Origin of the sequence: Vibrio sp. D420a, assembly GCF_030248625.1 — a bacterium.
Taxonomy (GTDB): domain Bacteria; phylum Pseudomonadota; class Gammaproteobacteria; order Enterobacterales; family Vibrionaceae; genus Vibrio; species Vibrio fortis_A.
This window is the reverse complement of record NZ_JAHGAN010000029.1, coordinates 136,489-156,191: the sequence shown is the minus strand read 5'-3', so window position 1 is coordinate 156,191 and position 19,703 is coordinate 136,489. Positions and strand designations below refer to the sequence as shown.

Annotated in this window: 20 protein-coding genes; 14 read left to right on the top strand and 6 right to left on the bottom strand. The window is 45.9% G+C overall.

Annotated features, from left to right (window positions below; all coding sequences use genetic code 11):
• Positions 1-85: 85 nt before the first annotated feature.
• Positions 86-1,393, bottom strand: coding sequence for an outer membrane channel protein TolC (gene tolC / locus KI743_RS19200; protein WP_032553090.1), 1,308 nt, complete (start codon positions 1,391-1,393; stop codon positions 86-88).
• A 226-nt stretch (positions 1,394-1,619) separates the two neighbouring features.
• Between tolC and nudF the strand changes: the two genes are divergently transcribed.
• The 6 genes from nudF to parC all read left to right on the top strand — a co-directional run bounded on the left by nudF (position 1,620) and on the right by parC (position 8,555).
• Positions 1,620-2,249 carry an ADP-ribose diphosphatase gene (nudF, locus tag KI743_RS19195; RefSeq protein WP_032553091.1) on the top strand — a complete coding sequence of 210 codons (630 nt, stop codon included), beginning with the start codon at positions 1,620-1,622 and terminating at the stop codon, positions 2,247-2,249.
• 4 nt (positions 2,250-2,253) lie between these two features.
• Positions 2,254-2,697, top strand: a complete 444-nt coding sequence (locus KI743_RS19190) for a DUF1249 family protein (protein WP_032553092.1) — start codon at positions 2,254-2,256, stop codon at positions 2,695-2,697.
• A gap of 53 nt (positions 2,698-2,750) precedes the next feature.
• Positions 2,751-3,575, top strand: coding sequence for a 3',5'-cyclic-AMP phosphodiesterase (gene cpdA, locus KI743_RS19185; RefSeq protein ID WP_285467774.1), 825 nt, complete (start codon positions 2,751-2,753; stop codon positions 3,573-3,575).
• A complete protein-coding gene (gene yqiA, locus KI743_RS19180) occupies positions 3,575-4,177 on the top strand; it encodes an esterase YqiA (protein ID WP_285467772.1) in 603 nt (200 codons plus the stop codon). The genes cpdA and yqiA overlap by 1 nt, the downstream gene beginning before the upstream one ends.
• 241 nt (positions 4,178-4,418) lie before the next feature.
• Positions 4,419-6,299 carry a DNA topoisomerase IV subunit B gene (gene parE / locus KI743_RS19175; RefSeq protein WP_032553096.1) on the top strand — a complete coding sequence of 627 codons (1,881 nt, stop codon included), beginning with the start codon at positions 4,419-4,421 and terminating at the stop codon, positions 6,297-6,299.
• A gap of 3 nt (positions 6,300-6,302) precedes the next feature.
• On the top strand, positions 6,303-8,555 hold the full coding sequence (parC, locus tag KI743_RS19170; protein WP_285467771.1) for a DNA topoisomerase IV subunit A: 2,253 nt from the start codon (positions 6,303-6,305) through the stop codon (positions 8,553-8,555).
• A gap of 109 nt (positions 8,556-8,664) precedes the next feature.
• Here parC and degS read toward each other — a convergent pair whose 3' ends face one another.
• From degS to zapG, 3 genes are all read right to left on the bottom strand, one after another.
• On the bottom strand, positions 8,665-9,726 hold the full coding sequence (gene degS, locus KI743_RS19165; protein WP_285467770.1) for an outer membrane-stress sensor serine endopeptidase DegS: 1,062 nt from the start codon (positions 9,724-9,726) through the stop codon (positions 8,665-8,667).
• Positions 9,727-9,886: 160 nt separating this feature from the next.
• Entirely contained in the window at positions 9,887-11,242 is a 1,356-nt protein-coding gene (locus KI743_RS19160; protein ID WP_032553099.1) for a DegQ family serine endoprotease, read from the bottom strand.
• A 123-nt stretch (positions 11,243-11,365) separates the two neighbouring features.
• Positions 11,366-11,821 carry a Z-ring associated protein ZapG gene (gene zapG / locus KI743_RS19155; protein ID WP_285467769.1) on the bottom strand — a complete coding sequence of 152 codons (456 nt, stop codon included), beginning with the start codon at positions 11,819-11,821 and terminating at the stop codon, positions 11,366-11,368.
• 219 nt (positions 11,822-12,040) lie between these two features.
• On the opposite strand from zapG, the gene zapE reads away from it, so the two are divergent.
• The 8 genes from zapE to sspB all read left to right on the top strand — a co-directional run bounded on the left by zapE (position 12,041) and on the right by sspB (position 18,386).
• Positions 12,041-13,144 (top strand): cell division protein ZapE, encoded by a 1,104-nt coding sequence (zapE, locus tag KI743_RS19150; protein ID WP_152468137.1) that lies wholly within the window; start codon positions 12,041-12,043, stop codon positions 13,142-13,144.
• Positions 13,145-13,390: 246 nt separating this feature from the next.
• Positions 13,391-13,819 (top strand): 50S ribosomal protein L13, encoded by a 429-nt coding sequence (rplM, locus tag KI743_RS19145; protein ID WP_032553102.1) that lies wholly within the window; start codon positions 13,391-13,393, stop codon positions 13,817-13,819.
• A gap of 15 nt (positions 13,820-13,834) precedes the next feature.
• Positions 13,835-14,227 (top strand): 30S ribosomal protein S9, encoded by a 393-nt coding sequence (rpsI, locus tag KI743_RS19140; protein ID WP_004740758.1) that lies wholly within the window; start codon positions 13,835-13,837, stop codon positions 14,225-14,227.
• 331 nt (positions 14,228-14,558) lie between these two features.
• Positions 14,559-15,149, top strand: a complete 591-nt coding sequence (gene petA, locus KI743_RS19135) for a ubiquinol-cytochrome c reductase iron-sulfur subunit (RefSeq protein WP_032553103.1) — start codon at positions 14,559-14,561, stop codon at positions 15,147-15,149.
• Positions 15,149-16,414, top strand: a complete 1,266-nt coding sequence (locus KI743_RS19130) for a cytochrome bc complex cytochrome b subunit (protein ID WP_032553104.1) — start codon at positions 15,149-15,151, stop codon at positions 16,412-16,414. The genes petA and KI743_RS19130 overlap by 1 nt, the downstream gene beginning before the upstream one ends.
• Positions 16,411-17,148, top strand: a complete 738-nt coding sequence (locus KI743_RS19125) for a cytochrome c1 (protein ID WP_032553105.1) — start codon at positions 16,411-16,413, stop codon at positions 17,146-17,148. The genes KI743_RS19130 and KI743_RS19125 overlap by 4 nt, the downstream gene beginning before the upstream one ends.
• Before the next feature lie 96 nt (positions 17,149-17,244).
• Complete coding sequence (gene sspA / locus KI743_RS19120; protein WP_285467768.1) at positions 17,245-17,880, top strand: stringent starvation protein SspA; 636 nt, start codon at positions 17,245-17,247, stop codon at positions 17,878-17,880.
• Positions 17,881-17,885: 5 nt separating this feature from the next.
• Positions 17,886-18,386 (top strand): ClpXP protease specificity-enhancing factor, encoded by a 501-nt coding sequence (gene sspB, locus KI743_RS19115; protein WP_032553107.1) that lies wholly within the window; start codon positions 17,886-17,888, stop codon positions 18,384-18,386.
• Positions 18,387-18,469: 83 nt separating this feature from the next.
• Here sspB and KI743_RS19110 read toward each other — a convergent pair whose 3' ends face one another.
• Together KI743_RS19110 and KI743_RS19105 are read right to left on the bottom strand one after the other, a co-directional pair.
• A complete protein-coding gene (locus tag KI743_RS19110) occupies positions 18,470-19,102 on the bottom strand; it encodes a BON domain-containing protein (protein WP_152468138.1) in 633 nt (210 codons plus the stop codon).
• Positions 19,103-19,112: 10 nt separating this feature from the next.
• Positions 19,113-19,703 carry a phosphoheptose isomerase gene (locus KI743_RS19105; protein WP_004729817.1) on the bottom strand — a complete coding sequence of 197 codons (591 nt, stop codon included), beginning with the start codon at positions 19,701-19,703 and terminating at the stop codon, positions 19,113-19,115.

Here is a 19,703-nt window from a genome sequence, read left to right as displayed (position 1 = left end):
AAAATGCCGCTCTATGAGCGGCATTTTTGTATTTGCTATGTAGAGAACGATAAGCTCGCTCTCTATCAGACGGTGTGTTGAGTGATTAGCTTGCTGGTTTTAGGCCTGCGTTTACGTCAACAATGTCTTGCTCGCTAAGTGTTCCTACCGCTTGACGCAGTTGCAGTACGCTTAGGATGTAGTTGTAACGAGCGTCAGAGAGGTTCTTGTTCGCATCGTATAGACGACGAGTTGAATCAAGTACGTCAACGATAGTACGAGTACCTACATCGAAACCTGCCTCTGTCGCTTCAAGTGCAGATTGAGCTGAAACTACCGATTGCTCGTAAGCACGTAGTGCACCGATCGATGCGCTGATGTTGTTGTTGAACGCGCGAACGTCTTTAACAACACTACGGTAAGTCGCTTCAAGATCTTCACTTGCTGCTACGTAGTTGTATTCAGCCTGCTTAGTTAGTGAGGTCGTATTACCACCTGTGTATAGTGGCACAACTAGGTTTAGGCCAAGGTTTAGGTTGTCTTGGTCATAGTCACTTGAACTGTTCGATTGATCAGCTAGAGAGTAGCTACCATCAAGCGTTAGGCTTGGAAGGTGACCAGAGCTTGCTAGCGAGATGTTATCTTTCGCGATGTCTTGAGAGATACGTGCAGCCAGTAGGCTTAGGTTTTTCTCTTGAGCTTGTTCAACTAGCGCGACTGCTGACTCAGAAGACTTGCTTGCTGAGAAGCGGTCAGTATCAAGAATGCTTAGGTTAGAGTGCTCTTGACCTGTGATTTCACGAAGCCCTTCGTAGTTGTTAGTCAGTGTGTTTTCAGCTAGAACTTCGTCAGCTAGCACTGCATCGTATTGTGCTTGTGCATCGTGTACGTCAGTAATTGCCGATAGACCAACCTCAAAGCGCTGCTTAGTTTGCTCTAGTTGACGAGCAACAGCAGCTTTCTCTGCACGAACGAACTCAAGGTTGTCTTGTGCACGCAGTACTTCGAAGTAAGCCGTCGCAACACGAAGGATCAGACCTTGTTGCTCCGCCGCGTATGATGAATCAGCTTGACGTGCTGTTTTCTCAGCAGTGTCTAGTGTGATCCAAGAAGAGCGTTGGTAAAGCTCTTGCGTGAAGCCAATGCCTGCACCCCAAACATTGCTGTCATTGTTTGCGCTGTTACGGTCACCACGGTTGATGTCGTAGTTCGCAGTTAGGTTGATTTGCGGTAGTAAAGTACTACGGCTAGAAGTGACTGCTTCAAAAGCGGCATCACGCTGCGCAGCTGAACGAAGAAGTGTTGGATCGTTTTGTTTTGCTTGGTCATATACTTCGGCTAGCGTATCAGCGAAAGCTGATGAACTCAGGCTGCCAATTGCTGCACTGATAAATAGTGGAAGCAGTTTTCTCATTTTCCTATTCCTGCCTTAATAGAATTTTTCTTTACAGAGTTTAACTCAGTTTGGTGGTAATTTACTCGAAACTTTGCACTTTTTTACATTTAACTGTCCACTTGTGCAATATTTATTTTCGGATACTTAAATTTAATTATAAATTTTGTATAAAAAGTTGAACCTAGACCTTGGTAGTTAACTCGTACAATGAGTAAACTATAAAGATCACTTAGTGAGGTGCTAAATGCAACAGTATGACAATCAACAACATGAGTTTACTCCACAAGATGTGGAAATTGTCTCAAAAGAAACGCTCTTTCGTGGTTTTTTCAAAATGGTTAAGTACACCTTTCGACATAAGTTGTTTGAAGGCGGGTGGAGTAAGCCAATAGAACGCGAAATGTTTGAGCGTGGACATGCTGCTGCACTGCTACCTTACGATCCTATTCGAGATGAAGTAGTGATCGTCGAGCAGATCCGAGTTGGTGCCCTTGAGCACGAGAACCCTTGGCAATATGAAATTGTCGCGGGAATCATCGATACCGATGAATCACCGGAACAAGTCGCTCGTCGAGAAGCGGTCGAAGAGGCTGGTGTTGAAGTGACTCATGTCTTGCCGATCACTTCATATTACCCATCATCGGGTGGTTGCTCTGAGAAGTTGGATGTAATGGTTGGCTGCGTTGATGCAACCACGGCGAAAGGTGTCCATGGGCTTGACTACGAAGGTGAAGATATTCGTGTTCAAGTGATGAGTCGTGAACAAGCTTATCAACTGGTACAGCAAGGTGTGTTCGAAAATGGTGCTACTATTATTGCTTTGCAATGGTTGCAACTGAACTACCTGGATTTACAGTCAAAGTGGAAAGAGTAACGCTATGCCGAATATAGCGGTGAAAAAGCCGTATCATGTTGATCTTGCTGAATTGATGCGAGTCTATGAGACAAATTACGCGAAATTGAACGCGCTGCTGCCTGTGGGACATCAGGTCGGCGACGTGCGTTGTTATCAAGCGGTTAATATGGTGTATCAATTGACAGTGAATGAGGTCACAAAATACACCACATTAATAGATATATGTCAGAGTGATGCGATGCCAGTATTCCCTTTGCCAAAAATGTCTGTCAGGCTATATCACGACGCTCGCGTTGCAGAAGTGTGTGCCAGTGGGGACTTCTCAAGAGTCAAAGCGAAATACGACTACCCAAACACTAAACTTTTGCAAAAAGACGAGAAATTTCAACTCAATAAGTTTCTTGGCGAATGGTTAACGTTTTGTTTAAAAAATGGAATCAGTCGCACACCTATTACGCTGAGTTAGCGTACGTTTGAATACTTTGAAGATCTAACAGTAACGTATCTGGATTTGTTATTTTGGAATTATCACACACTTCAAAATTAGATGAGAGCAGCATTAAGTTAGTGCAACTGACCGACACGCACCTCTTTGCGCCAAGTAATGGTAGCCTGCTGAGCATCAACACAGAAGATAGCTTTCGTGCTGTTGTCGATGGCATTGTGAACCAAGGTTATGAATATGAAGCGGTTCTGGCGACTGGTGATATCTCTCAAGATCACAGCGCAGAGTCTTACCAAAAATTTGAGGCTGGCATTCAGCCTTTAGAGAAGCCTTGTTACTGGTTGCCAGGTAACCACGACTACAAACCTAATATGGGCAGCGTTATCCCATCAGCTCAAATACAGTGTGTTGAACACGTGCTGTTGGGAGAACATTGGCAGATGATTCTGCTCGACTCACAAGTCGTCGGTGTCCCACATGGTCGCTTAAGCGATCAACAGCTCGATCTATTAGAACAGAAATTAGCGGAATATCCGCAAAAGCACACGTTAGTTTTGTTGCATCACCACCCACTACTGGTTGGTAGTGCTTGGCTTGATCAACACAGTTTAAAGGATGCAGATCAGTTCTGGGATGTCGTATCACAACACAGTAATGTTCGTGGTGTTTTATGTGGCCACGTGCATCAAGACATGAATCGTGAGCATCTAGGTGTACAGGTCATGGCAACGCCATCGACCTGTGTTCAGTTCAAGCCAAATTCAGACGACTTTGCGCTTGATACGCTCAGCCCGGGCTGGCGAGAGCTTGAATTGAAATCGAATGGCGAGATTGCGACAGAAGTACGTCGACTTGAGCGCGGTGCATTTGCCCCTGACTTCAATGCTGAGGGTTACTAATGTCAGCTGCTACACCACAAACTAAGCCTTCAATGCTGCTCTATATCCACGGTTTTAATAGTTCATCGCGTTCGCACAAAGCCAATGTCATGGCTGAGTACTGTGCTGAGCATCGTCCTGATATCAAAGTGGTGACGCCACAACTGCCTAGCTTTCCAGCTCTGGCAGCTGCGCACCTTAAGAGCGTTGTCGAAGAGCACAAAGAGCAGTACCAAATTGCGCTGGTGGGCAGTTCGTTAGGTGGTTATTTGTCGACGTGGCTGAATGCGCATTACGGGTTTAAAGCGGCTGTGGTTAATCCAGCAGTGAAACCTTATGAGTTGTTGACCGATTACCTCGGTGAACAGGTTAACCCATACACCAATGAACATTATGTTTTAGAAGAAAAACACATTGATGAGCTTAAGCAGCTCGATGTGGTCTCTATTTCCGAGCCAAGTGATTTTTGGTTATTGCAGCAAACAGAAGATGAAGTTTTAGATTACCGCCAAGCGGTGGCTAAGTTTCAGGGAGCGAAGCAGACTGTAGAAGAGGGCGGCGACCACAGCTTTGTCGATTTTGAACGTTACCCTCAAAAGATAATTGAATTTCTAGCCTTATAAGGTTTAACTTCAGCCGCAACATCTTATCTTTTTTGCCTGTTATTTCATCTGTCAGTGGTGAAATATCATAGTTTGGTGTCATAGTTTTTGAACGTGCTTGACATCAAACCCCTGCTTCCAGACTATATTCCCCAATACTTTCGCTCGTTCGCTCTGCTGTGAGGGTTCACGGCAACTAACACGGTTATATCGAATTAGAGCCCAGCGAACAGACGTAAATTTTTTGAGTAAACTCCGTATTATGACTGAACAATATAATGCAAAAGACCTCGAGGTTCTTGAAGGTCTCGACCCGGTTCGACACCGTCCGGGGATGTATACCGAGACTGAAAGGCCAAACCACTTAGCCCAAGAAGTTATCGATAACTCTGTAGATGAAGCATTGGCTGGCCACGCGAAGAAGATCAAAGTGGTCTTGCATGCTGACCAGTCTTTAGAAGTGGTGGATGATGGTCGTGGTATGCCTGTCGATATTCACCCAGAGAAAGGCATCTCAGGTGTTGAGCTGATTTTAACTAAGCTCCACTCAGGTGGTAAGTTCTCAAACAATAACTATAAGTTCTCAGGCGGCCTACACGGTGTAGGTATTTCCGTGGTGAACGCACTCTCGAAGCGCGTTGAAGTTACTGTCCGTCGTGATGGTCAAGTCCATGAAATTGCATTTGAAAACGGCGTTGCTGTCACCGACCTAACTGTTACTGGCTCATGTGGCCTGCGTAACAGCGGTACATCAGTACATTTCTGGCCGGATGCGAAGTACTTCGATAGCTCTAAATTCTCAGTGCTGCGCTTGGTGAACAACCTGCGCGCGAAAGCTGTTCTTTGTCCAGGCCTAGAGATCACCTTTAGCGATAAGGTGAACAACGAAGAACATAAATGGTTCTACGAAGATGGTCTAAAAGACTACCTTGCAGAGGGCGTGAAGGGTTACACCTTACTACCTGAAGAGCCGTACATCGGTGAGTTCACAGCAGAAACTGAAATGGCAAACTGGGCGGTGATCTGGCAGCCAGAAGGCGGTGAGATGATCACTGAGAGTTACGTGAACCTAGTACCAACCAAACAAGGTGGTACTCACGTGAACGGTCTACGCCAAGGTCTATTGGATGCAATGCGTGAGTTCTGTGAATTCCGTAACCTGTTGCCGCGTGGCGTTAAGCTAACGGGTGATGACATCTTCGATCGTTGTTCATACGTGTTATCGGTGAAGATGCAGGATCCTCAGTTTGCAGGTCAAACGAAAGAGCGTCTTTCTTCTCGTCAAACCGCTGCGTTCGTATCTGGCGTTGTAAAAGATGCATTCAGCTTGTGGCTTAATGAAAAACCGCAACTGGCTGAGCAACTAGCCGAAACCTGTATTGCCAATGCGCACCGTCGTATGCGTGCCAGCAAGAAGGTAGTACGTAAGAAGGTGGCATCAGGCCCTGCATTACCAGGTAAATTGACAGATTGTTCAGTTCAAGACTTAAACCGCACAGAAATCTTCTTCGTGGAAGGGGACTCGGCGGGTGGTTCAGCAAAACAAGCGCGTGACCGTGAGTTCCAAGCTGTGATGCCACTGCGTGGCAAGATTCTTAACACATGGGAAGTATCGGCTGACCAAGTTCTCGCATCTCAAGAAGTACACGATATCTCAGTGGCTTTGGGTATCGACCCAGACAACGATGACCTATCTGGCCTACGTTACGGTAAGATCTGTATCCTTGCCGATGCGGACTCGGATGGTCTACACATTGCGACGCTGCTGTGTGCTCTGTTTACTCGTCACTTCCGCTCTTTGGTTGAAGCGGGTCATATCTATGTGGCTATGCCGCCTCTGTATCGTATCGACTGTGGCAAAGAAGTGTTCTATGCCCTTGATGACGATGAGAAAGATGGTGTGCTAGAGCGCTTATCGAAGAAGAAAGCCAAGATCAACGTACAACGATTCAAAGGTCTGGGTGAGATGAACCCACTTCAGCTACGCGAAACCACCATGGATCCAAATACTCGTCGTCTGGTTCAGCTAACGATTGATGACAGTGAAGCGACCAACGAAATGATGGACATGCTGCTAGGTAAGAAGCGTGCTGATGATCGCCGTTCATGGCTACAAAACAACGGTGATTTGGCCGAGGTATAATGAATGTCTAACGAAATTACTTTTGATGGCGTTGAACAATTGCCAATGCGCAAGTTCACCGAAGATGCCTATTTAAATTACTCAATGTACGTGATCATGGATCGTGCATTGCCTTACATTGGTGACGGCCTCAAACCAGTACAGCGTCGTATTATCTACGCGATGTCTGAGCTTGGCTTGTCAGCAGCTTCAAAATACAAGAAGTCGGCACGTACCGTTGGTGATGTACTGGGTAAGTACCATCCACACGGTGACTCGGCGTGTTACGAAGCCATGGTATTGATGGCACAACCGTTCTCTTACCGCTACCCATTGGTAGATGGCCAAGGTAACTGGGGTGCTCCGGATGATCCGAAATCATTCGCTGCGATGCGTTATACCGAAGCGAAACTGTCTAAGTTTGCTGAGGTTTTGCTCGGCGAATTAGGCCAAGGCACAGTTGAGTGGCAACCAAACTTTGACGGCACGATGAAAGAGCCGCAAATGCTGCCAGCGCGCCTGCCTCATATTCTGCTTAACGGTATCACTGGTATCGCGGTAGGTATGGCAACAGATATCCCGCCACATAACGTGCGTGAGATCGCCGATGCGACCATCAAACTGATCGATAGCCCGAAAGCGGAACTGTCGGAAGTGATGGAGCATGTGAAAGGCCCTGATTATCCAACCGAAGCTGAGATTATTTCTCCGAAATCAGATATCGAGAAGATCTACAAAACGGGGCGTGGCAGCATCAAGATGCGTGCGGTTTGGCACAAAGAGGGCTCTGATATTGTTATCACGGCTCTGCCTCACCAAGTATCGGGCGCTAAGCTTCTAGAGCAAATCGCTAACCAGATGCGTGCTAAGAAACTACCAATGGTAGACGACCTGCGTGACGAATCGGATCACGAGAACCCAACACGTATCGTTGTGGTGCCTCGTTCGAACCGTATCGACTGCGATCAACTGATGAGCCACCTATTTGCTTCAACGGATCTTGAGAAGAACTTCCGCGTTAACTTGAACATGATTGGTCTAGACAACCGCCCTCAAGTTAAAGGTCTAGTTCAGATCCTTAAAGAGTGGATCGAGTTCCGTCGTACAACAGTACGTCGTCGTTTACAGCACCGTCTTGATAAAGTGCTAGCGCGCTTACACATCTTAGAAGGTCTTTTGGTTGCCTATCTCAACCTTGATGAAGTGATTGAGATCATCCGAACTGAAGACGATCCTAAAGCCGTGCTTATGGATCGCTTTGGTATCACAGAGATTCAAGCAGACGCAATCCTAGATACCAAACTTCGCCATCTTGCTAAGCTGGAAGAGATGAAGATCCGTGGCGAGCAAGATGAGCTAGAGAAAGAGCGTGAAAAGCTAGAGAAGCTACTAGGCTCTGAACGTCGCCTGAACACTCTGATTAAGAAAGAGATTCAAGCGGACGCAGATAAGTACGGTGATGACCGTCGTTCTCCACTGGTTGAGCGTGCAGAAGCGAAAGCTCTGACAGAGCGCGACCTTGTCCCAAGTGAACCAATCACAGTCGTGCTTTCTGAGAAAGGTTGGATTCGTCATGCGAAAGGGCATGAAGTGGATCCAGAAGGCTTGAACTACAAGTCGGGTGACAAATACCTTGCGAGTGCGCGTGGTAAAAGTAACCAACAAGCAGTATTCCTCGGCAGTGATGGCCGCAGCTACTCACTTGAGTCGCACTCTCTACCTTCGGCGCGTAGCCAAGGTGAGCCGATTACTGGCCGCTTGAATATCAATGCTGGCAGCTCGATCCGACAAGTTGTGATGGGTGAAGACGATCAGCTATGGCTGGTGGGTTCAGATGCAGGTTACGGTTTCGTATGTAAAGGCAGTGACCTGTTGTCAAAGAACAAGAGCGGTAAGGCTCTGGTGAACTTGCCTCAAGCGTCTGAAGTGATGCTACCAAGTCCGATTGAAGATCTAGAGACCAACGAGATCCTGGCGATTACTAACCAAGGTCGTATGTTGTTGTTCCCAATTAAAGATCTGCCTCAATTGAGCAAAGGTAAGGGTAACAAGATCATCAATATCCCATCAGCGAAGGCCAAAGAGCGTGAAGAGTTTGTCTCACACCTAATGGCAATTCCTCAAGGGACAACACTGACACTGTATGCAGGTAAGCGTAAGCTTGGCTTGAAGCCGGCTGATCTGGATAATTTCCGCGGTGAGCGTGGTCGTCGTGGTGGATTACTGCCAAGAGGACTACAGCGTGTTACTCGTATCGATATTGAGAGTGACGAGTAATCGCAGCTTTTGATCAACAGCTTTATAGATAAGAAAAAACCCAGCTTTGAGCTGGGTTTTTTGTAGTTCGCAATCTACGGAGTGTTAGTCGTAGATTCGCTTAATTTAACTAGCGCTTGTCTTCCGCAATCGTCACCTTGAGGGTTTTGCTTTCACCCTGACGAAGTATGCCCACATCGACCACTGTGCCAGGTCTTAGGTCGGTAACGATATCCATAACACTTTGGCGTCCATTGATCTTGGTGTTATCGATACTGATGATAATGTCTTGAGCCTCGAATCCAGCATCAGCGGCAGGACCCGCAGGATCGATACCTAGCACCACAATTCCACCAATATTTTTATTGCCCAGTAAACGAGAAGTAACTGAGTTGATGTCTTGTCCATCGATACCGATATAGCCACGGATCACACGGCCATCGGCGATGATCTTCTGCATGATCTTGTTCGCCAATCCATAAGGGATAGCAAATGAGATGCCATAGGTTTCCATGTCTGTCGCTTGTTGGAAAGAGGCTGTGTTGATACCGACCAGTTCACCTTGTGAGTTGACGAGCGCACCACCCGAGTTACCCTCATTGATTGCAGCATCGGTTTGGATGAAGGCTTGATGGCGGTCGGCACTGATCGACGAGCGGCCAGTCGCGGAGATAATGCCAAACGTAGTCGTCTGGCCTAGGTTATATGGGTTACCAATCGCGAGTACGATATCACCGACATTAGCCTCGTAATTTGGATTCAAAGGAATCACAGGAAGGTTGTCACCACTGACTTGTAGTATCGCGATATCTGTTCGTTTGTCCGAACCGACTAACTGTGCGGCAGCAGCGCGACCATCTTGCAGGGCAACGACGACTTGGTCTGCTTGAGCAACCACGTGGTAGTTGGTAATGATGTAACCTTTTTCACTGACAATAACGCCAGAGCCTAAACCCTGAGTGAGCAGTTTATTACGATCGGATTCATCGTATTTTCGGCTATAGATATTGACGACCGCAGGCGCTGCGCGTCGAACTGCATCATTGAATGAAAGTTGCAGTGAGCCGATGTTGCTTACCTGCTTACTTGCCGCTTCAGAGACGAAGTTAGGTCTTAGCTGTGGGAAAGCCACAAGAATAATCAGTGCTGATACTAATCCAAGGGAAATAGAACGAAATAGAAAGGACAGCATGTTTCCCTCTTCGACAGGTAAGGTATTGAGCCTCCACACATGGGTGACCAGTTTGAGTTACTTGTGAAGCATAGCATTTTGATTCATCTAAATAAAAGGGCAGGCTGATTAAGTTCTATACGAACTTGTTCAACCTGCCCTCAATAATGGTGACTAATTGTTAGCGAATCACTAGGTAAATGGTTCTTGGACCACGCTGGATATTGAGTGCCAATACACCAGGGTTCTTCTCAACAATTGATCTGAACTGCGCTAGGTTCTTCACCGTTTGACGGTTCACACCAATAATGATGTCGTCTGGCTGAAGTTGGTATGCCTCAGCTGGTGAGCCTTTGGCTACACTTGAAACCTTAACGCCTTTCACTGGGTCACTGTCATTGGTATTGGTAAGCTCTGCACCAGCTAAGCCTTCATGCAATTTTTCTGCTTGAGTTTTGCTGTTGGTTGATTCACCTAGCGTCACGTCGAAGGTTTTATTTTTACCGTCACGAACGACACCAAGTTCTATCTCTTTACCTGCGCCAAGAGTCGCGACTTTGGCTCTTAGTTCACTAAAGGTATCAATGCGCTTGCCATTGATGGCCACAATGATATCGCCTGCTTGTAAGCCAGCTTTATCTGCAGCGCTGTCTGGAACCACTTGGCTCACAAATGCACCTTTACTTGACTCGTAACCCAGTGCTTCAGCTAATTCTGAAGTGATTTCGCCACCTTGAACACCAAGCATGCCACGCTTCACCTCACCAAACTCTAGGATTTGGTCGGTTAGGTTACGCATCATATTAGATGGGATCGCAAAGCCGATACCTACGTTGCCACCGTTCGGGCCAAGAATCGCGGTGTTAATACCGATCAACTCACCGTTAAGGTTAACCAGTGCACCGCCTGAGTTACCGCTGTTGATAGCCGCATCGGTTTGGATGAAGTTCTCAAAATTTTCGAGGTTGAGGCCACTTCGACCTAGCGCTGAGACGATACCGGATGTCACCGTCTGACCTAAGCCAAATGGGTTACCGATAGCAACACTGAAGTCACCAACGCGAAGCTTGTCGGAGTCGGCGAAGCGAATCTCAGTCAGGTCTTTGGCTTTTTCGAGTTTGAGTAGGGCGATATCAGACATTTCATCACCGCCAATCAGCTCGGCATCGTATTCACGTCCATCGTGCAGTTTTACGCGGATTTCGTCAGCGTTATTGATAACGTGATAGTTGGTAACGATATGTCCTTTCTTGGCATCGATGATTACACCAGAGCCTAGACCTCGGAATGGGCGCTCTTGTGCTTGCTCTGGGCCAAAGAAGAATTGGAATTGTTCTGGAATGCGTTGACGTTGGACTTGTTTACCTTCAACAGCAATGCTGACTACCGCAGGGGTAACTTTTTCAAGCATCGGTGCAAGGCTAGGTAGTTGTTGGTTGTCGACACTTAATGGTAGTGCCGCAGTTGCCTGAATCGGTGTGATGATGGAACTTAAGCTTAAAGTCAGTACCGATAAAGCAAGCAAAGGTTTTTTCATCATAAACTCCTCGTTAGTTAAGGCCTTGTAACACACATAAAGTTGGACTATTGCCAAGTGTTATACGACCCAAGTGAAGGTTATGACTCAAAAACCTTTGTAAAGTTCATTGAATTTAGTTGTTTAAGAAGCTTTCGCTGTTACAACCTCTGGTGCTTCAATGACCTCTTTCTTCTCATCGCTGAACAAACCGGTTGCGCCATTTGCGTAATCTTTTGGTTGTTCATCAATAGTTGATACTTTGCTGTCTGCTTTCTCTGATGACTTATCTGAGTGTGCCGCAGCCGTTTTTACAAATGGATTATCCTGTTCTGGTAAGTTGGGGATTAACTCAGTGCTGGTCTTTTCCATATGTTGGTAAAGCTTGGTGTAGTCTTTACCTAAGGTATCCAACATTTCAGCTGTTTTAGCAAAGTGATCGGCAAGCTCTTGGCGTTGCTGTTCTAGTGCAAACTTTGCTGTGTCTAATTCTTTTTGAACATTCTTTTGCTTCTTGTACTCAGGAGTCGTGAGGCGAGAAATAGCAACCCCTAAGATAATTCCGATTAGTAAACCGCCAACGGCATACATCCAAGGCATAACAGCTCCTTATTGTTGTTTTTTAACATGTTTGTTACTGCTTAGTTACACATAATGCAGCTTCATGGTACTATGAGAACGCAGCAGTATAAAGAAAAATGCGTGTGCGCTAGCTATCAGTTTGAAGCTGCACATACAGCGCTGAGCCCCCGCCTATTGTACTGTTGAAGCCCTTTTTCCTTCTCTGGTTGATATCGATTTCATTGTGGAAATGTCGTCATGAATCCCGTTAAAAAATACGAACAAGATATAAAAGAACATGGATTTCAAAGAGATCCAGCCCAAGAGCAAGCCGTACAGGCATTAGACCAACTGTTCCACCAATTCCAAGAATACCAAAATGCACCAGTGCCACAGCTGACGCGTTTTCAAAAGTTAATGGGTAAAAAACCACAGCTGCCTACGCCACCAAAAGGGCTCTATTTCTGGGGCGGAGTAGGGCGAGGTAAAACCTACTTAATGGATACCTTTTGCGATGCTCTACCGACATCACGAAAAATGCGTGTCCACTTTCACCGCTTTATGTACCGAGTGCATGATGAACTCAAAGCGCTGGGAGAGGTTAGTGATCCTTTGCCGTTGGTCGCTGATAAGTTTAAGCAAGAAGCGGATATTATCTGTTTTGATGAGTTCTTTGTTTCTGACATTACCGACGCGATGATTCTGGGTACTCTTTTCCAAGAGCTCTTCGCTCGCAACGTTATCTTGGTTGCGACCTCAAACATTCCACCTGAAGACCTTTACCGAAATGGTCTGCAACGTGCGCGCTTTCTGCCTGCGATTAAACTGATCCAAGAAAATTGTCGAATCCTGAATGTAGACAGTGGCGTTGACTACCGACTACGTACATTAGAACAAGCAGAAATCTATCACTACCCATTAGATGCACAAGCGGATATCAATTTACGTACCTATTACCAACAGCTAGTCGGTGAGGGTAAAGAGGTATTAACTCAGATTGAAGTTAACCATCGTCAACTGGATGTGGTTGAAGCGAGCGATGGCGTTTTGCATGGCACCTTTGCTCAGCTTTGCCAATCTGCCCGCAGCCAGAATGACTATATTGAGCTATCTAAGATCTATCACACGGTGTTACTGGCTGAAGTGAAGCAGATGAATGCGACCTCTGACGACGCAGCAAGACGCTTCATTGCTTTAGTCGACGAGTTTTACGAACGTAATGTAAAGCTGATTATTTCTGCCGAAGTTGCGCTAGAGGAACTCTACACTCATGGTCAGTTAGAGTTTGAATTTAAACGCTGTCAGTCACGTTTAATTGAAATGCAGAGCCATGATTATCTAGCAAAAGAGCACCTAAGTTAGGCGGGGAATTCTTTATTAAGAAAATGGAAGAAAAAAATCGTGATTTTGTTCAAAAAGAGGTGATTTTTTCTTCGCTCTTCTCTATAATCCTGCGACCTACCGTTACTGCGGGCCTCTAACGATGAGTTAAATCACGTTATGCCAAGAGTTTTCCAACACTCGAAGGGGTGATGAATGGGGACTCTTAGACAGTGGGAATACTCAGTATTCCTTAAGTGTAAATTTTTTTAATAGGTAATTATTAGCATGAAAACTTTCGTTGCTAAACCAGAAACTGTAAAACGCGACTGGTACGTTGTAGACGCTGAAGGTAAAACTCTAGGTCGTCTTGCAAGTGAAATCGCTTCTCGCCTACGCGGTAAGCACAAAGCTGAATACACTCCTCACGTAGACACTGGTGATTACATCATCGTTGTTAACGCTGAGAAAGTTACTGTAACTGGTAACAAGGCTAAGGGTAAGGTTTACTACCGTCACTCTGAGTTCCCTGGTGGTCTTAAGTCTATCACTTTTGAAAAGCTGATCGACCGTAAGCCAGAGATGGCTCTTGAACTAGCTGTTAAAGGTATGCTACCACGTGGTCCTCTAGGCCGCGCTATGTACCGTAAGCTAAAAGTATACGCTGGTGCTGAGCACAACCATGTTGCTCAACAACCACAAGTACTAGACATCTAATTGGGGATTATGAAAATGGCAGAGAATCAATACTACGGCACTGGTCGTCGCAAAAGCTCAGCAGCTCGTGTTTTCATCAAACCAGGTTCTGGTGAGATCGTAATCAACAAGCGTAGCCTTGATGTTTACTTCGGTCGTCCAACTTCTCGCATGGTTGTTAAGCAACCTCTTGAGCTAGTTGAACTAACTGAGAAACTTGACCTATACATCACTGTTTCTGGTGGTGGTATCTCTGGTCAAGCTGGCGCAATCCGCCACGGTATCACTCGCGCTCTTATGGAGTACGATGAAACTCTACGTCCTGCTCTACGTGCAGCTGGCTACGTTACTCGTGACGCTCGTTGCGTTGAACGTAAGAAAGTTGGTCTACGTAAAGCACGTCGTAAACCTCAATTCTCTAAGCGTTAATTTTCCTTTACCGGAAAATACACGCTCCCAGTTTTATTACTGGAATTGTGGTTCAAAGCTCGGCTATATGCCGGGCTTTTTGTTTTTCTACTCCCCGCTAAATGCTTTTCCCCCCTCGTTTTATTTCCAATTTCTTATATTTTGATAGCTTTTGTAACCCAATGTGCGCTTTGCCTCATGATTGTTACAAAAAGGTAGCTTTATCTTGTCAAAAAGTAGGGTTTTATTTATCATTTGCCGTCAATAAATAGAACTAAATACGTATTTTGTTAGCCATGCTCTTTAAGCGGAATAATTTCAATCCAAAAGGAGCAAATGGGAGAATGTTTGGATGAGCAACGCGCCTTTAAATAACGGTCGCAGGCGTTTCCTAACCGCAACAACAGCCGTTGTTGGTGGTTTAGGGGCTGCTGCTGTAGCCGTGCCTTTTATTAAATCATGGAATCCGAGTGCCAAAGCGAAAGCTGCGGGCGCGCCGGTGGAAGTGGAAGTCAGTAAATTAGAAGCTGGCCAAATGGTTCGTGTCGAATGGCAAGGTAAACCTGTATGGGTTGTACGCCGTGCTGAGTCGGTACTAGAAAACTTGAAAACCATTGGTGGTCAACTTCGAGATCCTCAATCGGAAGCTGAACAACAACCTGAATACGCTCAAAATGAGTTCCGCTCAATTAAGCCGGAATTCTTTGTTGCGGTTGGTTTCTGTACTCACCTAGGTTGTTCTCCAACTTACCTACCTGATTCTTTCGCAGAACAAGTACAAGGTGTTAAGTCTGGTTTCTTCTGTCCATGTCATGGTTCGAAATTTGATATGGCTGGTCGAGTATTCCAAGGCGTACCTGCACCGCTAAACCTTGTTGTGCCAAAGCATATGTATTTAAGTGACACCAAGATCCTGATCGGTATTGACGAGGGAGATGCATAATGCAAGGACTACTAGATTGGGTAGAGAAACGTATACCCGCGATGAATGCTTATAAAAAGCACTTATCTGAATACCCAATGCCTAAGAACTTTAACTTTTGGTACCTTTTTGGTTCTTTAGCAATGTTAGTTTTGGTTAACCAAATCCTTACAGGTATTTGGCTAACAATGAACTACGTACCATCTGGTGAAGGTGCGTTCGCTTCTGTTGAATACATTATGCGTGATGTGGAATACGGCTGGCTGCTACGTTATATGCACTCAACGGGTGCATCTGCGTTCTTCGTTGTTGTCTACCTGCATATGTTCCGTGGTCTGATTTACGGTTCTTACCAAAAGCCTCGTGAGCTACTTTGGATCTTCGGTATGTTGATCTTCCTAGTGCTAATGGCTGAAGCCTTCATGGGTTACCTACTACCATGGGGTCAAATGTCATACTGGGGTGCTCAGGTAATCATTTCTCTGTTTGGTGCGATTCCAGTTATCGGTGATGACTTAACGCTTTGGATCCGTGGTGACTACATCATCTCTGGTGCAACGCTTAACCGTTTCTTCGCGCTACACGTTATTGCTCTGCCAATCGTACTTCTGCTGCTTATCGTTCTTCACGTTCTAGCACTGCACGAAGTAGGTTCGAACAACCCAGACGGTATCGAGACTAAGCTTCCTAAAGGCACAATGGGCGACGACTACAAAACTCAGTTCCCATTCCACAAGGATTACACTAAGAAATACGACATCATTGACTCTATTCCTTTCCACCCATACGGGACTGTGAAAGATATGGTTGGTGTTGCTGGTTTCTTGTTCTTCTTCTGTTACGTGCTGTTCTTCAACCCAGAAATGGGTGGATTCTTCCTTGAGCCGCCTAACTTTGAAGCTGCGAACCCGCTGAAGACTCCTGAGCACATTGCTCCGGTATGGTACTTCACACCGTTCTACGCAATCCTACGTGCGGTTCCTGATAAGCTGCTAGGTGTTGTAGCTATGGGCGCATCTATTGTTGTGCTATTCCTACTACCATGGTTCGACCGTTGTAAAGTACGTTCGTACCGTTACCGTAGCAAACTGCATTTGATTAACATCATCCAATTCACAATAAGCTTTATTGCGCTTGGTATTCTTGGTGCGCTTCCAGCAACACCAACGTACACAATACTTGCACAAGTATTTAGCTTAGGTTACTTCATGTTCTTCGTACTACTGTGGTTCTACAGTAAGAATGAAGCGACGAAACCATTACCAGAAAGGGTGACATTCAAATGAAAAAATGGATTGTAATTTTATTTGCTATGTTGCCGTCATTAGCTATGGCAGCGGGCGCAAATGTTCCGCTAGACAAAGCGAACAATGACTTAACGGACCAAGCTTCACTGCAAAACGGTGCTAAGCTGTTCATGAACTACTGTTTTGGCTGTCACTCTACGCAGTATCAGCGTTACGAGCGAGTTGCTAACGACCTTGAGATCCCTGTGGATCTAATGAAAGAGAACCTAGTCTTCGATCCTGAAGCGAAGATTGGTGACCTGATGGTTAACGCAATGCCTGCGAAACAAGCGGCAAACTGGTTCGGTGCTCCACCACCGGATCTAACTCTGGTTGCTCGTGTTCGTGGCGCAGACTGGCTATACACTTACCTTCGTACTTTCTACGAAGACCCATCTCGTCCATTTGGCGTAAACAACATTGTTTTCCCAAGTGTTGGTATGCCACATGTGCTTGAAGAGCTACAAGGCATCCCAACGCCAATCTACGAAACTCACATCGTAGATGGTGAAGAGGTAGAAGTGGTTGTAGGTACTGAAACTGACGGTTCTGGTGAACTAAGTTCAGGCGAGTACGACGAAGCTGTACGTGATTTGGTTAACTTCCTAGTTTACTCTGGTGACCCAGTTCAACTTGAGCGTCACGCTCTAGGTTGGTGGGTAATGGCCTTCTTAGTATTGTTCACTATCGTTGTGATTCTACTGAAGAAAGAGTATTGGCGTGATGTGCACTAATTGTGCTATAATACCGTGCTAATTCCCAAATTATGTTAATGTACAATGGAGGCTTAGGCCTCCATTGTTTTTATTTAAAGTGTACTGGAGGGCTCCATGGCTGTAGCTGCCAATAAACGTTCTGTGATGACTCTTTTCTCAAGTGCTTCTGATATGTATAGCCATCAGGTGCGCATTGTTCTTGCTGAAAAAGGCGTAAGTGTTGAAGTTGAGTTGGTTGATGAAAATAATCTTCCAGCAGAGCTTGTTGAACTGAACCCGTACAAATCAGTACCCACTCTAGTTGATCGCGAGTTGGCTCTATACGACTCAAAAATCATCATGGAATACTTAGATGAGCGTTTCCCTCATCCACCATTGATGCCTGTTTACCCTGTTGCTCGTGGTAACAGCCGTCTAATGATGTACCGTATCGAACGTAACTGGTACTCAGTTGCTGAGAAGATTGTAAAAGGCAATGTAGAAGAGTCTGAAGCAGCACGTACTAAACTGCGCAACGACCTACTAACTCTGGCTCCTATCTTCGCAGAGTACGAATACTTCATGAGCGAAGAATTCAGCCTAATCGATTGTTACCTTGCTCCGCTACTATGGCGTCTTCCTGAGCTAGGTATCGAACTAATTGGCCCAGGTTCTAAAGAACTGAAAGTTTACATGAACCGTGTATTTGAGCGTGATTCATTCCTAGCTTCTCTAACAGAAGCTGAGCGCGAGATGCGACTGGCTCGTTAATCGTTATGGATATCTCAACGATGACGCCACGCCGTCCATACATGCTTCGTGCATTTTATGATTGGCTGGTTGATAACGAACTGACACCACACCTTGTTGTTGAAGCAACATTGCCGGGTGTTCGTGTACCAGAAGAGTTTATTCAAGATGGTCAGATCATCCTGAATATTGCTCCTCGTGCGGTAGGCAATCTTGAGCTTGGCAACGAAGCGGTGACATTCAGTGCCCGCTTCAGTGGACGTCCTCACTCTGTGATCGTACCGCTTTATGCTGTTCAAGCGATCTACGCTCGTGAAAATGGCGCTGGTACTATGTTTGAGCCTGAAGAGGCTTACATGGATGTGCTTGAAGAAGGCATTGAAGAGGGGCCATTTGAAGCTCCGGAACAAGGTCCTTCACTGAGTGTTGCAACGGCAGAGGTTGAAGTTGATGCGGAAGATTCAGACCCTGAGCCTGAACCACCGCGCCCAACTAAAGGCCGACCAAGCCTTCGAGTTATCAAGTAACCGAACGACATTAAAAAAGCAGCGATGATTCGCTGCTTTTTTTATAACTCGATTTTTATTCGAGTTTATATATTTGGATGAAGTTAGTTAACGACAGTTTCTGCTTCAGTTTCAGCGGCCGCTTCAGCCTTCACCGTTGCCTCATCACCATATTCGAATGCTCGAATGACTTGTTTGACCCCAGAGATATTACGAGCAACATCAGTTGCAATATCAGCATGCTCACGAGTTACAAGACCAAGTAGGAACACTTCACCATCTTCGGTAATAACTTTAACCTTGATGCCATTGAGTTCGGCATTGGCTAGTAGGGCGGATTTTACCTTGGTCGTGATCCAGCTGTCTTTGCTGATCTCACTTACGCTCAATGGTGGCTTAACGCGTACTTGGTTATGGACATTGTTCACACCAGCTACTTTTCTTGCTTCACTCTCAAATGAGCGGCGCTCTGCCTCTGTTGATGCTTGGCCCATCAGTACCACTGTGCCACGGTAAGAGCTGGCAGTGATTCGAACGTTACCGCGATATGGAGCCTTGTTAGTGATGGCTGCAACTTCGAACTCGATATTATTGTCATTCCAAATCTCTTTGGTAGTGCGAGTGTCGGTGACTAGGTTTGCTGTCGTCGCAGCGCCTGCAATGAACAGCCCCGCACATCCAGACAATGATAGTGTCAGCAGTGAAACGCTGAGCAACTTAACAATAGAAAACTTCATGTTACTCCAATTACTCCTCGTGAGCTGGGAATAGAACTTGGTCAATGAGATCGCACAAGCAATGCAGTGTGACCATATGAACTTCATGGATACGAGCGGTGCGATGCGATGGAATTCGAATCTCTACATCGTGTTCGCCTAGAAGACCTGCCATCTCACCACCGTCTTTACCGGTAAAAGCGATGATGGTCATATCACGGGTTACTGCCGCTTCCATCGCCTTGATGATGTTTTTGCTGTTACCGCTAGTCGAAATAGCAAGAAGGATATCGCCAGTTTGACCAAAAGCACGTACCTGTTTTGAGAAGATCTCTTCGTAGTGGTAGTCGTTTGCAACCGCAGTTAGTGTAGTGTTGTCTGCGGTTAGCGCCATTGCAGGCAGGCTAGGGCGCTCGGTTTCAAAGCGGTTAAGTAGGCAAGAGACAAACTGCTGTGCGTTCGAAGCTGAGCCACCGTTACCACAACATAAAATCTTATTACCATTAAGCAAGGTTGCAACCATGGCTTGAGCGGCATGGGTAATAGCATCTGGCAGGGCTTCTGCTGCCGCGATTTGGATCTGAATACTTTCTGTAAAACTTTCTTTGATGCTATCTAGCAT

Bases quoted from the DNA above. Each gene is read 5' to 3' on its own strand.
- tolC (WP_032553090.1), bottom strand. From the start codon at position 1,393: ATGAGAAAACTGCTTCCACTATTTATCAGTGCAGCAATTGGCAGCCTG.
- nudF (WP_032553091.1), top strand. From the start codon at position 1,620: ATGCAACAGTATGACAATCAACAACATGAGTTTACTCCACAAGATGTG.
- KI743_RS19190 (WP_032553092.1), top strand. From the start codon at position 2,254: ATGCCGAATATAGCGGTGAAAAAGCCGTATCATGTTGATCTTGCTGAA.
- yqiA (WP_285467772.1), top strand. From the start codon at position 3,575: ATGTCAGCTGCTACACCACAAACTAAGCCTTCAATGCTGCTCTATATC.
- parE (WP_032553096.1), top strand. From the start codon at position 4,419: ATGACTGAACAATATAATGCAAAAGACCTCGAGGTTCTTGAAGGTCTC.
- parC (WP_285467771.1), top strand. From the start codon at position 6,303: ATGTCTAACGAAATTACTTTTGATGGCGTTGAACAATTGCCAATGCGC.
- degS (WP_285467770.1), bottom strand. From the start codon at position 9,726: ATGCTGTCCTTTCTATTTCGTTCTATTTCCCTTGGATTAGTATCAGCA.
- KI743_RS19160 (WP_032553099.1), bottom strand. From the start codon at position 11,242: ATGAAAAAACCTTTGCTTGCTTTATCGGTACTGACTTTAAGCTTAAGT.
- zapG (WP_285467769.1), bottom strand. From the start codon at position 11,821: ATGCCTTGGATGTATGCCGTTGGCGGTTTACTAATCGGAATTATCTTA.
- zapE (WP_152468137.1), top strand. From the start codon at position 12,041: ATGAATCCCGTTAAAAAATACGAACAAGATATAAAAGAACATGGATTT.
- rplM (WP_032553102.1), top strand. From the start codon at position 13,391: ATGAAAACTTTCGTTGCTAAACCAGAAACTGTAAAACGCGACTGGTAC.
- rpsI (WP_004740758.1), top strand. From the start codon at position 13,835: ATGGCAGAGAATCAATACTACGGCACTGGTCGTCGCAAAAGCTCAGCA.
- petA (WP_032553103.1), top strand. From the start codon at position 14,559: ATGAGCAACGCGCCTTTAAATAACGGTCGCAGGCGTTTCCTAACCGCA.
- KI743_RS19130 (WP_032553104.1), top strand. From the start codon at position 15,149: ATGCAAGGACTACTAGATTGGGTAGAGAAACGTATACCCGCGATGAAT.
- KI743_RS19125 (WP_032553105.1), top strand. From the start codon at position 16,411: ATGAAAAAATGGATTGTAATTTTATTTGCTATGTTGCCGTCATTAGCT.
- sspA (WP_285467768.1), top strand. From the start codon at position 17,245: ATGGCTGTAGCTGCCAATAAACGTTCTGTGATGACTCTTTTCTCAAGT.
- sspB (WP_032553107.1), top strand. From the start codon at position 17,886: ATGGATATCTCAACGATGACGCCACGCCGTCCATACATGCTTCGTGCA.
- KI743_RS19110 (WP_152468138.1), bottom strand. From the start codon at position 19,102: ATGAAGTTTTCTATTGTTAAGTTGCTCAGCGTTTCACTGCTGACACTA.
- KI743_RS19105 (WP_004729817.1), bottom strand. From the start codon at position 19,703: ATGCTAGATAGCATCAAAGAAAGTTTTACAGAAAGTATTCAGATCCAA.